Source organism: Bacillus sp. B19-2, from assembly GCF_022832475.1.
In the GTDB taxonomy this organism is placed as follows: Bacteria; Bacillota; Bacilli; order Bacillales; family Bacillaceae; genus Bacillus; species Bacillus paralicheniformis.
Window position 1 is genome coordinate 578,282 of record NZ_JALHKQ010000001.1, and the last position, 13,085, is coordinate 591,366.

Genomic DNA, 13,085 nt, shown 5'->3' on the forward strand with positions numbered 1-13,085 from the left:
AAGAAATGATTGTGCAAGTCAGATCATCGTCTGGAAAAGTATCGGATACAACCGATCAATTAAGCGCTGTTTCAGAAGAAACAGTTTCTGCGAGCGATGAGATCGCCAAAGCAATCGAAGAGGTGGCGACAGGCGCGACAGAACAAGCGGCAGAAGTCGAAAATGTAAATGAACAATCCGAACGGCTGTCTGTCAAAATTAAAGAAATTGAACATCATGCCGACAGCATCAAGAAGCTTTCGAGAACATCAGAAGATGCAAGCTATACAGGAATCGATGCTCTCGGGCAGCTGCTTGCAAAATCAAATGAAGCCAACTCGGAGACGAAGAAAGTGGAACATATGCTTTTGCAGCTTGAAGAAAAAACGAAAAACATCGAAGACGTCGTTACAGCCATCTCGGCGATCTCTGATCAAACAAACCTGCTTGCTCTGAACGCCAGCATTGAAGCAGCCCGTGCCGGCGAAAGCGGACGCGGTTTTGCGGTAGTTGCAGAAGAGGTGAGAAAGCTTGCCGAACAATCGGCGGTCTCTTCACAGCATATTAGCGAAACGGTTAAGCAGATTCAGCTGGAAACGAAAGAAGCCGTTTCAGCGATGACGGAAGCAAGCAAGATGAATGAAGAGCAAAATGGAATGATTCATGAGACAGGAGAAGCGCTCAGCAAAATTACTGCAGAAATGCAGGCGCTCGTCAACTCAATTGACCACATTTACTCTGAAATCTCGGATATGAGCGGAGAGCAGCAAAAAATGACCGATTCGATCCAGAGCATTTCAGCCATTTCTCAGCAGTCAGCAGCGGCTGCGGAAGAGGTCAGCGCTTCGACGAACGAGCAGCTGACAGCGCTGGAAAGCATCGCAAAATCCGCTGAAGCGCTGAGCGAAGCCAACCAAGAATTATTAAATGCAATCAATAAGTTTAACGTGTAATAAAGAAGTCCCTCTTGTTGAAAGAGGGACTTTTTCAACGCTCGCAATCCCAATTTTCAGAATATACGTGTTACACTATAAGTATGAAGGGAGTGATGATTGTGGACTTAAAGATGAATGGCAAAACGGTGCTTGTGGCAGCAAGCAGCAAAGGACTCGGCAATGCAATCGCAAAAGCCCTTGCGACAGAAGGGGCAAATGTCATGCTGTCCGGGAGACACGAAGCAGGCTTGAAAAAAGCAGCGGAAGAGCTGAGCGGACTCGGCGGCGGATCCATCTCTTATCAAGTATGCGATCTTGCAGACGCCGACGGGATCAAAGCGCTCGTTCAAAAGACCGCTGACACATTTGGAATGATCGATATGCTTGTCAACAATGTCGGAGGACCAAAGGGCGGCAGCCTGCTGGATCTGACAGATGATGACTGGATCTCATCATTTGAATTGCATCTGCTCAGCTATGTCCGTTTGATCCGCGAAGCTTTTCCATATCTAAAAAAGGATGGAGGACGCATCGTTAATATCGCTTCATCATCAGTCAAGCAACCGATTCCGGGGCTGCTGCTTTCCAATACGTTTCGAATGGGAATCGTCGGTCTGACAAAATCCATTGCTGAAGAGTTGGCCGAACATCGCATTTTGATCAACACGCTCGCCCCGGGAAGAATCGCGACAGACCGCGTGGCAGAGCTTGACCGGCTGAAAGCCGAGAAAACGGGCCTTTCCGAGCAGCAGGTGAAGGAAAGCTATGAGAAAGAGATTCCGCTCGGCTCCTACGGAAAACCTGACGACTTTGCACAGTATGCAAGCTTTCTTTTATCAGAATGCAATACATATATGACTGGACAGACACTGCTGATAGACGGCGGAATGGTAAAAGCAATTTAAGGGGGATGACATCATGAAAAAAACAATCGGATTTATCGGACTCGGTGTAATGGGAAACAGCATGGCCTCGCATATTTTAGCTGCAGGCTATCCCGTCAGCGCCTATACGAGAACAAAACAGAAAGCGGACAGCCTCGTGGAAAAAGGGGCGGAATGGAAATCATCCGTCAAAGCACTGGCGCAGTCGTCTGATGTGATCATCACAATGGTCGGCTACCCAAAAGACGTTGAAGAAGTTTACTTTGGAAGCGAAGGCATTATCGAAAATGCCAAAACAGGTTCTTACCTTATCGATATGACGACTTCCAAGCCTTCTCTCGCCAAACAAATCGAGGCTGCTGCAAAAGAGAGAGGACTTTACGCTTTGGATGCTCCGGTTTCAGGCGGGGACGTCGGCGCGAAAAACGGCACGCTCGCCATCATGGTCGGAGGAGAACGGAAAGCCTATGATGAATGTTACCCGATCTTTTCGATCATGGGTGAAAACATCCAATATCAGGGACCGGCCGGAAGCGGCCAGCATACGAAAATGTGCAACCAGATTGCGATTGCTGCAGGTATGATCGGCGTCGCAGAAGCGATGGCCTACGCCAAAAAATCCGGACTCGATCCCGACAATGTGTTAAAAAGCATTACGACCGGCGCTGCGGGAAGCTGGTCCCTCTCAAATCTCGCGCCTAGAATGCTGAAAGGCGACTTTGAACCGGGCTTTTACGTCAAACACTTTGTTAAAGACATGGGCATTGCGCTTGAAGAAGCGGAGTTGATGGACGAGAAAATGCCGGGGCTCGAGCTTGCGAAAAGCCTTTACGACACCCTTGTGGAAAAAGGCGAAGAAAACAGCGGCACCCAAAGTCTGTACAAGCTTTGGACAGAATACAAATAACGAAAAAACCACTTGCTGTATGCAAGTGGTTTTTTGCTGGTTCTTATTTTCCGATGAACTGCTGAGTCCAGTAGTTGCCGTCTTTCACATATCCAACACCGATATGTGTGAAGTTAGGGTTCATAATGTTTTTTCTGTGGCCTTCACTGTTCATCCAAGCTTTGACAACTTCCTGAGGCGTTTTTTGGCCTTTCGCGATGTTTTCTCCGGCAGTGCGGTATGTGATGCCGAATTTCTTCATCATGTCAAATGGAGAACCGTAAGTCGGGCTGTTGTGATCAAAATAATTGTTATCTTTCATATCTTGAGATTTCGTGCGGGCAACCTTGCTCAGTTTTTCATCCAAAGTAAGAGGTTTTAGCCCTTGTTTCTTTCTTTCCACATTCGTCAGCTCAACAACTTCTTTTTCATACGCGCTTACAGAAGAAGATGAAGGCGCTGTATTTTGCTTTTGCTGTGAAGTCTGCTCTTTTGAAGCCGCAGGCTTTGAAGCTTCCTGTTTTTGAGTCTGCTTGCTTTCAGGCTTCGAAGCTTTAGGTGCAGAAGACTTCGGTGCAGAAGCTTTAGGCTGTTGAGTGGCTTGTTTCATATAAGAATGAAGCAGAGACTGAATTTTTTCCTGGTCAGCTTTAGAAAGCTGGTTCATGTTTTGGATATTCAGTTTGCCTGCGAGATCAGTTACATTTATGGAATGAACGGTTTTGACTTGTACTTGCTGCTGCTCTTTAGCGTCAGCGTGTTGAACGCCGCTGAATGTGAAGAGCGTTGCTGCAGCTGCTGCTGATAAAAGAAAAGCTTTTTTCATAAACAGTAATCCTCCTAAATGTTGTAGTTGTTGTTTCGTACACTAGAATCATAACACGGCTTTTTTGAAATAATAGATCCATATATTGACTTTGACAAGGTATTATTGTTAATTTTGACATAAAAAAAGAAAAACCCTTTGCTGCCAATATGCAACCAGATCGTTCTTTTACGCGTCTTGTCATAAACGTGGTAAAATTTAAATATGTTAGTTAAATTTTAATATAAAAAGAGATTGACAGCTTTTTTAAAAACTTTAGATTGTAACAACCATTACAAAAGTGTTACAATATATCTCAGTTAATTAATGTAAAAATTGAATATTGTGAGAGGAGAGAGAGTTTCAGTGACAGAATCTCAACATGATCCGGCTGAAATCAAAAAGAGCAGGCGTTCGCGTTTATGGCGGATCAACCTGTACTTCTTTGCGGTGTTCACTTTGTTCGCTGCGCTGATTGTCAAGCTGGGCCTCGTGCAAATCGTCAATGGAGAGGCTTATGAGCAGGAAGCTTCGAAAACCGAGGCGAAAATTGCGTCATACCCGGCACCGCGGGGTAAAATGTATGACAGATACGGGCGGGTGGTTGTCGACAACCAAAGCGTTCCCGCGATCACATATACGATGATGACAAGCACAAAAACGGAAGAAAAAATCAGCACAGCCAAAAAACTCGCAGAATTGATCGATATCGATACATCATTTCTGAAAGAGAGAGATTTGCAAGATTATTGGCTTGCCAGACACCCGAAAAAAGCTGCTGCACTTCTGAAAGACAGCGAGAAAACCCTCAAGTCTGATCAAACATACAAGCTGCAGGTGGACCGCGTTCCGGCGGAAGAGATCAAAGCGCTGGAAAAGGACAAAGACGAGCTTAAAGTCGCCGCGATTTTCAGAAGGTTTTCAGGCGGCTATGCATATGAGCCGCAAATCGTCAAAGCGATGAGCCCGAAAACCGCGGGGAAAAACGATGCGCAGCTCCTTGATGAGAAGGCTTCAAAACAGATGCCGGCCAACGACTTGACGTATGAGGAAGTCTCCCGCGTTTCCGAGCATCTCGAGGAACTGCCCGGCGTTGACGTCATCATGGACTGGACCAGGAAATACCCTTATGAAAAAACGCTCTACTCCATTTTCGGAGGCGTCACAACGCCTGAGCAAGGGCTTATCAAGGACCGGGAAGACTTTTACCTGACAAGGGGATATGCCCGGAATGACAGAGTGGGAAAAAGCTATCTCGAGTATCAATATGAAGAATATTTAAATCCGAAAAAAGCGAAAGTGCAATATACAGAAAACCGCTCAGGCAAGGTCATCAGCCAGGAAACGGTTGATGAAGGAAGACGCGGCTACGATCTGCAGCTGACGTTCGACATGGAGCTCCAAAAGAAAGTCGAAGAAGCGATCGAAGAGGAGCTTAATAAATTCCGCGGCTCAAACTACATGCTGGACAGAGCGTTCGTCGTCATGATGGATCCGAATAACGGAGACATTCTGTCCATGGCCGGAAAACGAATCATCGACGGCAAAATCACCGACTATTCAATCGGCGCGTTTACGACCCAGTACGAAATGGGATCGGCAGTCAAAGGCGCGACCGTGCTGGCCGGCTATCAGGACGGCATGCCGCACGGGCAGAGTTATTATGATAATGGAAAGCTGACCTTCATAGGGGGGCTAAAAAAAGGATCTTACACAAATTCTATCGGATGGGCAAATGAAGTTAAAGCGCTGGAAAAAAGTTCAAACGTTTATATGTTTCATGTGGCTATGAGGATGGCGGGAATCACGTATAAACCGGGCGGCCCACTTCCGGCTGGTCTTGAGGACTTAAAGAAAATGAGGTATTACTACAATCAGTTTGGGCTTGGGGTAAAAACGGGGATTGACCTGCCCCAGGAGTCTGCCGGAATGCAGACAAATCCTAAGGTTGTCGGGGGACTCCTGCTCGATGAAGCGATCGGTCAGTTTGACACGTATACGCCTTTGCAGCTCGCCCAATATGTTTCAACGATTGCCAACGGCGGATACAGGGTGCAGCCGAGAGTAATGAAAAGCATTCACCAGCCTGAAAGCGAAAAGCTCGGCCCTGTCATCGAAGAGCGCCCTGCAAATGTGCTGAATCGTATCAACAATTCCCAAAGCGACATCGCCATCGTCAAGCAAGGATTTAAAAGGGTAACCCAGACGGGAACAGCCGCGGGAACATTCGGCTCGCTTGACGTATCAGGCAAAACTGGAACGGCACAGACGCACTACTACGGCACAAACCGAAACTGGTGGGGGAAAGAGACTTATAATATCACTTTTGCCGGCTATTACCCGTCGGAAAATCCGCAGGTCGCCTTCAGCGTTGTCGTCCCGTCTGTTGACGACAAAACGAAGATGAACAAAAACATCGCCGCCAAAATCGTCAAAGCCTATGCCGATCTGCAAAAAAAATACAGCAAGGATTAGACAAAAAAGAACACGGATTTTTTCCGGGTTCTTTTTTTGTTATCAAAATTTGACGAATGCTAGAAGTTTTGAAGGAGATTTCCCGTATTTTAGCGAATCCTTTTAAGCAAAATAGTTTTAATGAATGCTGGTCATGAATAGGGTATAAAGGAGGGATATGATGGAACAAAAAACAAAACGTTTTGAGCAATATAAGCCTCATATGAATTTACAGGCAGTCCTGTCAGCTAACGGCCGTTTTATATACATATCTGCAAATTGCAAAGAGCTCTTAAGCTACGAGCAGAATGAACTGATCGGTACGTATTTGAAGGACTATTTACACGAAGACGATCTTTTTCTGGTAGAAAGCTATTTTTACAATGAGCATCATTTGCTGCCTTGCACCTTCAGATTTGTGAAAAAAGACTACACGATGATCTGGATCGAAGCGTCGATCGATTTCGTGACGACTCATGTTGGAGAAAAAGAACGCGAGATTGTACTCAAAATGAAAGTGTTTGAAGACCGTCCCTCTAAGAAAAGCAGCTCCATAAAAGAGGAAGACGCACCGGAAGAAGCTTCCAGGCTGCCGGCAAAAGAGGAATTCGAAGCCATGGTGGAAGGCTTGCCAAACCCTCTGTGCATCAGCGTTCAAGGGGAAATCGTCTACGTCAATGACGCTATGGTCAACCTGCTCGGAGCCGAGCACAAACGGCAAATTATCGGAAAGTATTCCTACGATTTTATCGAGAAAGAGTACCATGACATCGTCAAAAACCGCATCAAGCGGATGCAGCAGGGGCTTGATGTCGGAATGATCGAGCAAACGTGGCATAAGCTCGACGGCACGCAGATTCACCTCGAAGTCAAGGCGGCGCCGACCATTTATCAAAACCAGAAAGCGGAGCTGCTCCTGCTCATTGACATTTCATCGAGGAAGAAATTTCAGACCATTTTGCAAAAAAGCAGGGAGCGCTATCAGCTCTTGATTCAAAACTCAATCGATACGATAGCCGTTATTCATAAAGGTAGATGGGTCTTTATGAATGAATCAGGCATTCGTCTGTTTGAAGCAAAAACGTATGAGGATTTAATCGGCAAAGATATTTATGAACATCTGCACCCATGCGATCATGAGGGTGTCAAAGCGAGGCTGAAACGGATTACAGACCGAAAATCCGAATCTGAAATCATAAAGCAGACGTGGTATACATTTGAAAAAAGGCTTATCTATACAGAAATGGTTTGCATCCCTACGACATTTTTCGGAGAAACGGCCGTTCAGGTGATTTTAAGGGATATTTCTGAACGCAAGCAGACCGAAGAGCTGATGGTCCGTTCGGAAAAACTGTCGATCGCCGGACAGCTTGCAGCCGGGATCGCCCACGAAATCCGCAATCCGCTCACCGCGATCAAAGGGTTTTTACAGCTGATGAAGCCCACGATGGAAGAAAATGAACATTATTTTAATATTATCTTTTCCGAATTAAGCAGAATCGAACTGATCTTGAGCGAGCTTCTCATGCTGGCAAAGCCGCAGCAAAACGCATTGAAGGTAAAGCTTGATCTGATCAGGCTGATCCGCGAAGTAACGGCTCTTTTAGAAACGCAGGCCAACTTAAACGGCATTTTGATCAATACGATCCTCCCGAACAATATCTATATTAAAGGGGATCAAAATCAATTAAAGCAAGTGTTTATCAACCTGATCAAAAACGCCGTCGAATCCATGCCGAACGGCGGTACGGTCCATTTGACCGTCAGAGAAACTGATGATTCGGTCATCGTCGAGGTGGAGGACGAAGGAGAAGGGATACCTGAACATGTCATGAAGCGGATCGGCGAGCCGTTTTTGACGACGAAGGAAAAAGGAACAGGCCTCGGTTTGATGGTCACCTTCAATATCATCGAAAATCACAACGGAACAATCGAAGTCGACAGCAAAGCAGAAAAAGGCACGACATTTAAGATTTCATTTCCAAAATAAAATAAAAAACAACGGCGTAAAAGCCGTTGTTTACGTAGTCTGTATCGACTGCCTCTTATTGAAAACAAAGGACTCCAGCCGGTCAAGACCTTCCCTTAGCGTATCAGGAGAATATGCGTAAGAGATCCTCACATAGCCTTCCCCGTACTCAGAAAACGAGCTGCCCGGCACGATCGCAAGCCCCTCTTCCTCAAGAAGCGACATGCAGAAATCAAAGGAAGACATTCCAAACGATTTGATGGACGGGAAAATGTAGAATGCTCCCGACGGTTTAATCACGTCGAGGCCCATTGTCACAAGTCTGTCGTACACGTAGTCAAGCCGTTTTTTATATTGCTCGCGCATGATCAGCGCGTCATCAAACCCGTTGGTGACGGCTTCCAGAGCGGCTTTTTGAGAGATCGATGAAGCGCATGATACGTTGTATTGATGGACTTTTAAAATATGTTTGGCGATTTCCTTCGGCGCGAACAAAAATCCGATTCTCCAGCCTGTCATGCTGTGGGATTTGGAAAGTCCGCCGATAACGATCGTCTGGTCCCTTAACACAGACGCGATGGAGTGGTGCGGTCTGTCAAAAGTGAGTTCGCTGTATATTTCATCCGAGAGCACAAAGACGTTCCGGCCTTTTAAAAGGGAGGCGATGTCCTTCAGCTCTTCTTCGGACAGCGTCATTCCCGTCGGATTTGATGGATAAGGAAGAACAACACATTTTGTCTTCGGCGTCAGCGCTTCCTCGATCAATTTTGCTGTCAGCTTAAAGCCGTGAGACGTGGTGTCAATGATCAATGGAGACGCTCCGCACATTTTGATGATCGGCTCATATCCGGGGTATACCGGCCCGGGAAGAATGACTTCATCGCCGGGTGATAAAATCGTGCGGAATGCCGAATCGATGGCCTGGCTGGCTCCCGTCGTCACAATGATCTCGCTTTCCGCTTCATAATTTAAATCAGCTTTTTTCTTCATATAAAGCTGTACAGCCTGCCTCAGTTCGGGATACCCGGCGTTGTGAGTGTAAGATGTTTGATTCTCATCTATCGCTTTTTTGGCGGCCTGTTTGACATGGTGGGGGGTGAAGAAATCAGGCTGGCCGATTGTTAAAGAGATTACGTTTTCGTACTGGGATACAAGGTTTGAGAACTTGCGGATCCCTGAGATTTCGATTTCTTTTACATTTGGATTAAGCAAATGTTCCATTTAGCATCACCTTAAAAATGTTATGGTTTATCTTATTTTACCATCATCAGACCAATTGTCATCTTTTAATCAATCAATTTTATAAAAACTCGTAACAAGTATATGCAAAACAATCCAAGGTATGCGGACATGCGGACATGCGGATGGCTGCAGATAGAAAAATAAGACAATCAAACGATTGCCTTACATTATGTTCCGTTAGTAGCCGTAATCGAAGTCAACATCTTCTTTCCACGAAATATATATTTGTTCTTCACTGTCTGAAGCATCCTTGAGCATTTCTGTGTAAACGGCCCGGCTGACCCCTTCTAAAATGGTCATTTCATGATTTTTAATCGTTACAATTGTTCCCATCATAAACACCTTTCCTGAAAAATCCTTGACCATTGTAACACGATAAATGTCAAAGTCAATGAAAAACTTGTGAGCCGTACATTAATTTAACTTTAAAAAAACGTAATACGTATTGATAATATTCAGCGAGTCTTAGTAGTATATAGAAGTTAAGATGTTAGGAGGAAAAGCACATTGGAATTGGAATTAGACAAACACGAAACTGCTCCTGAAAGGAGCGAGTATGCCGGAATCGGCGCGCGTTTTGTAGCTTCCCTGCTCGACGGATTGATTCTCGGGATTCCCGCATATATTTTCACGTACGTTTTAACAGCGGCGTTGATGTTGGGAAATTCGGATATCATGATCATGATGGAGACTGATCCCGAGTATTTGAGCGATCAGGAAATCTTTACGTTTATCATCAGCATGTTCAAAACCATAGCAATCGTTGGAAGTATTACTTTTATTGTTTATTTTCTTTATTACACGCTGATGGAATCATCCAAATGGCAAGGGACGCTCGGCAAGAAAATCATGAACATTCAGGTGGCGAAAGCAGAAGGCGGAAGAATCTCTTTTGGCTGTGCGGCAGGAAGGTTTCTGGCGAGAAGCTTTCTCTCTCCGATTTTGTTGATCGGCTACATTATGGCCTTTTTCACAGAAAGGCGCCAGGCGCTTCATGATATGTTGGCAGGAACCATTGTCGTAAAAAAATAACGGACAAAAGACAGCACGCTTTCAGCATGAATGCGTGCTGTCTTGTTCAGAAAAATGTTTCACGGCAGGAATAAAAATAAGGAGGCATCAATCCAGATGGATACTCAGCCGGAACGTGAACAAGCTGTAAAGCAGGCGCAAAGAACGGGAATCAAGCTCTTTTTGACGCTGCCGATTCTATCTTGGGCGTTATACGATTTTGCAAACACGATTTTTTCATCAAACATTGTGACAATCTTTTTTCCTTTTTATTTGCAGGAGGCAGTCGGCGAAAACGCCAGCATGAATCAGGTGGCAAGCACTTTCATCTCCTATTCGAACGCAGCCGCAAGCTTTCTGCTCGTCATTTTCACGCCTTTATTCGGGGTGCTGATCGACCGGACGGGCAGAAAGAAAAAATACATCGGTCTGTTTACGATGATTTGTGTTTTGTGCACCATCTTAATGGGGGTTTTTGCGGGCGCCTCGTTTCAGAAGGACATATACGGGCTTCCGTTATCTTTGATCCTTGTCGTCATCATGTTTGTGACCGCAAAGTTTTTCTATCATTCAAGCCTGGTGTTCTATGATACGATTTTGGCTGATTTGGGTACAAAAGAAGAAATTCCTCTCTTATCAGGATTCGGGATTGCGATCGGATATATCGGCACTTTAGCCGGCTTAACGGTTTACCTTCTGGTCGGCAACCAGGATTTTCACCGCGCTTTCATCCCGTCGGCTCTCTTGTTTTTGCTTTTTTCACTTCCGTATTTGCTTTTCACGAAAGAGAAAAGAAAACCGGAACCGAAAGAAAAGAAATCGTTTTTCAGCGGATACAGGGAAATCGTGCAGACGTTCAAGGACATTCGCCTGTACAAACCGGTCTTCTTGTTCATGATCGCCTACTTTTTCCTGAATGACGCGCTTGCTACAGCAGTGGCCATGATGGCTGTTTATTCAAAAACGGTCATCGGTTTTACGACCGGACAATTTGTATTGCTTTACCTTGTTTCAACGGTCTCAAGCATCATCGGTTCATTTCTGCTCGGCTTTGTGACAAAAAAGATCGGCGCCAAACACGCGGTCAGCCTTGTCGCCGCCATTATGATCACCGCTTTGACGATCGGAGCCTGCACAACGTCAACGGTCTTGTTTTGGATTGCGGGAAGCTTGTTCGGCATCTCGCTTGGAGGCACATGGGTCGCATCAAGGACACTGATTATCGAACTGACGCCCGAACATAAAAGAGGCGAATTTTTCGGATTGTTTGCTTTGTCGGGGAAAATCTCTTCCATTTTCGGTCCGGTCCTGTACGGATCGATTACTTTGCTGTTCAGGGATCTGGGGAACATGGCCAGCAGAATGGCTTTCGGATCTTTAGTGTTATTGGCAGCGATCGGCCTGATCATTCATCAAAATGTTAAGGCAAAAGCTTAACCCAGAGCATCAACTTTTAACAAAAGACGCCGATATAAAAAGTAAACACAAAGTAGGATAGAGAGGGATATCAGTGTCTTCAAACCAACAGGAAATTTTATTAAGTTCGGGAACCAATGAATTAGAAATCGTGAAGTTCGAAGTTGGTCTCAACATTTTCGGCATAAATGTCATGAAAGTCAGAGAAATCATTCAGCCGGTTGACATCACGAAAGTGCCTCATTCGCACAAGCATATGGAGGGCATGATCACATTGCGCGGGGAAATTCTTCCCGTCATTGATTTATTCTCTTTCTTCGGCGTCGAGCACGGTGAGGACGAGCATCAGGAAAAATACATTGTGACGGAATTCAACAAGCGGAAAATCGTCTTTCACACAGGATCGGTTTCGCAGATTCACCGGGTGTCGTGGGAAGAAATCGAGAAGCCGACCGCTTTAAACCAAGGAATGGACCGTCACCTTACCGGCATCATTAAGCTTGACGGCACAATGATTTTCCTGCCTGATTACGAAAAAATCATTTTTGATCTTGAGTCTGAGTCAGGTACGGATCCTTACCAAATGAAAGATGAAAAATTTGATCAGAGACGGACTGACAAAAAGCTGATGATTGTCGAAGACTCTCCGCTCCTCTTGCGGCTTTTGGTGGAAAAGCTGAATGAAGCGGGGTATAACAACATCGTATCTTTTGAAAACGGAAAAGAGGCTTACGAGCATGCGCTTCAATTGATGGAAGACGGCACAGCTCTTCACGAAAAAGTCGATCTCATGATCACGGATATTGAAATGCCGCAGATGGATGGACACCGGCTCACAAAGCTGTTAAAAGATAACCCGCTGAGTTCGGAGCTGCCGATCTTGATTTTCTCTTCTTTGATTACAGACGATCTTCGCCATAAAGGGGAACAAGTCGGAGCTGACGAACAAATCAGCAAGCCAGAGCTCAACGAACTGATCGAAAAGCTTGATAAATATATTTTCAAGGAATAAAAAAAGCCTCTTTTCGAGGCTTTTTTTTATTAAAAATAGCTTTCGCCAAGCTTCTTGAAGACGGGCTTTGAGGCAGGGCGCTTCCGGTTTGTGACGAGCGGTTTTTCCTTAATTCCCGTGTAGTTTTGAAGAAGCTGTTTCGCTATATTCAAAGACATATGAGCTTTAGGGTTCCGATACGAATGATTTAATGTACCTAAGTGTGGAAGGTTTGCGAAGTCTTCTTTTGTTGGAGGCATGTGAAAAAAGTAGTCTCCGAGAGAAATCAGCACATCTGACTGCTGCTGGCTGAATCTTGGATTTTTCGAAAAGTGAAGGCCTACCTTTTTACCCTTTCCTTCATTAAGCAGCTTTTGCAAAGCTTTCTTTTTCAGAAGATACAGGTATTTGGGATTAGTCGCGGTTTTCGCATGGCGATTAACTGTATAAATCGCTTTTGAAAGGTTTTCAACTGTCGGTTTTAATTCTTTCGTATGATTATGGTCGTCCATC

At 45.2% G+C, this 13,085-nt stretch carries 11 protein-coding genes and 1 pseudogene; 8 read left to right on the forward strand and 4 right to left on the reverse strand.

What is annotated here, in order from left to right; genetic code table 11:
* Nucleotides 1–5: 5 nt before the first annotated feature.
* From MST20_RS21335 to MST20_RS03035, 3 genes are all read left to right on the forward strand, one after another.
* Nucleotides 6–932: a methyl-accepting chemotaxis protein gene (locus MST20_RS21335; RefSeq protein ID WP_374706232.1), complete on the forward strand. Its 927-nt coding sequence runs from the start codon at nt 6–8 to the stop codon at nt 930–932.
* A 101-nt stretch (nt 933–1,033) separates the two neighbouring features.
* The gene (locus tag MST20_RS03030; protein ID WP_243940042.1) at nt 1,034–1,819 is read left to right on the forward strand and encodes an SDR family oxidoreductase; all 786 of its coding nucleotides are present in this window, start codon (nt 1,034–1,036) and stop codon (nt 1,817–1,819) included.
* A gap of 13 nt (nt 1,820–1,832) precedes the next feature.
* Nucleotides 1,833–2,705 (forward strand): NAD(P)-dependent oxidoreductase, encoded by an 873-nt coding sequence (locus tag MST20_RS03035; protein ID WP_243940044.1) that lies wholly within the window; start codon nt 1,833–1,835, stop codon nt 2,703–2,705.
* Between the two features lie 43 nt (nt 2,706–2,748).
* Here the strand turns inward: MST20_RS03035 and MST20_RS03040 are convergent, their stop codons facing one another.
* A complete protein-coding gene (locus MST20_RS03040) occupies nt 2,749–3,510 on the reverse strand; it encodes a CAP domain-containing protein (protein WP_243940046.1) in 762 nt (253 codons plus the stop codon).
* 345 nt (nt 3,511–3,855) lie between these two features.
* On the opposite strand from MST20_RS03040, the gene MST20_RS03045 reads away from it, so the two are divergent.
* Complete coding sequence (locus MST20_RS03045; RefSeq protein ID WP_243940048.1) at nt 3,856–5,964, forward strand: peptidoglycan D,D-transpeptidase FtsI family protein; 2,109 nt, start codon at nt 3,856–3,858, stop codon at nt 5,962–5,964.
* 160 nt (nt 5,965–6,124) lie between these two features.
* Nucleotides 6,125–7,933, forward strand: coding sequence for a PAS domain-containing protein (locus MST20_RS03050; RefSeq protein ID WP_243940049.1), 1,809 nt, complete (start codon nt 6,125–6,127; stop codon nt 7,931–7,933).
* On the opposite strand, the pseudogene MST20_RS03055 reads toward MST20_RS03050, so the two are convergent.
* Together MST20_RS03055 and MST20_RS03060 are read right to left on the reverse strand one after the other, a co-directional pair.
* Nucleotides 7,911–9,133 (reverse strand): annotated as a pseudogene (locus MST20_RS03055) (aminotransferase A). The gene MST20_RS03050 and the pseudogene MST20_RS03055 overlap by 23 nt on opposite strands.
* A gap of 198 nt (nt 9,134–9,331) precedes the next feature.
* The gene (locus tag MST20_RS03060; protein ID WP_020451187.1) at nt 9,332–9,487 is read right to left on the reverse strand and encodes a hypothetical protein; all 156 of its coding nucleotides are present in this window, start codon (nt 9,485–9,487) and stop codon (nt 9,332–9,334) included.
* 174 nt (nt 9,488–9,661) lie between these two features.
* Between MST20_RS03060 and MST20_RS03065 the strand changes: the two genes are divergently transcribed.
* The 3 genes from MST20_RS03065 (at nt 9,662) to MST20_RS03075 (ending at nt 12,593) form a co-directional block, all read left to right on the forward strand.
* Entirely contained in the window at nt 9,662–10,186 is a 525-nt protein-coding gene (locus MST20_RS03065) for an RDD family protein (RefSeq protein ID WP_165426867.1), read from the forward strand.
* 96 nt (nt 10,187–10,282) lie between these two features.
* A complete protein-coding gene (locus MST20_RS03070; RefSeq protein ID WP_243940052.1) occupies nt 10,283–11,602 on the forward strand; it encodes an MFS transporter in 1,320 nt (439 codons plus the stop codon).
* 73 nt (nt 11,603–11,675) lie between these two features.
* Nucleotides 11,676–12,593, forward strand: coding sequence for a chemotaxis protein (locus MST20_RS03075; RefSeq protein ID WP_075753085.1), 918 nt, complete (start codon nt 11,676–11,678; stop codon nt 12,591–12,593).
* A 29-nt stretch (nt 12,594–12,622) separates the two neighbouring features.
* On the opposite strand, the gene MST20_RS03080 is transcribed toward MST20_RS03075, so the two are convergent.
* On the reverse strand, nt 12,623–13,084 hold the full coding sequence (locus MST20_RS03080) for a YkyB family protein (protein WP_003181285.1): 462 nt from the start codon (nt 13,082–13,084) through the stop codon (nt 12,623–12,625).
* Nucleotide 13,085 lies beyond the last annotated feature (1 nt).